The sequence below is a fragment of the Burkholderia sp. AU33803 genome (assembly GCF_002223095.1).
Taxonomy (GTDB): Bacteria; Pseudomonadota; Gammaproteobacteria; order Burkholderiales; family Burkholderiaceae; genus Burkholderia.
On the sequence record NZ_NKFJ01000026.1, the window covers coordinates 1 to 425 of the forward strand.

The window sequence follows — 425 nt, forward strand, 5'->3', positions numbered from 1 at the left end:
ACCGCGCTGCGCGCGGAATGGCTCGCCGCCTACGAGCAGCACCAGACGCCCGGCGCCTACGAACCGACGCCGGAGGCCTCGGGCCGCCGCGCGCTGAAGAACCTCGCGCTCGCCTATCTCGCCGAACTCGAGGATCCGGCCGATGCGGTGCGCCTCGCGAGCGCGCAATACGATGCGGCGAACAACATGACCGATCGCGCGGCCGCGCTCGGCGCGCTGCTGTCCGCCGCGGCCGCCGGCGCGACCGAACCGGCCGAGCACGCGCTCGACGATTTCTATCGTCGCTTCGAGAAGGAAGCGCTCGTGATCGACAAGTGGTTCGCGATGCAGGCCGCGCAACGCGGCACGCCCGCGCAGCCGACGCTCGCAAAGGTTCGCAAGCTGCTCGCGCATCCGGCGTTCAACCTGAAGAATCCGAACCGCGC

1 protein-coding gene is annotated in these 425 nt (G+C 70.6%); it reads left to right on the top strand.

Annotated features, from left to right (window positions below):
- Positions 1-425, top strand: a 425-nt coding sequence (locus CFB41_RS37095) for an aminopeptidase N C-terminal domain-containing protein (RefSeq protein WP_144030009.1), incomplete at both ends; no start/stop codon positions are given.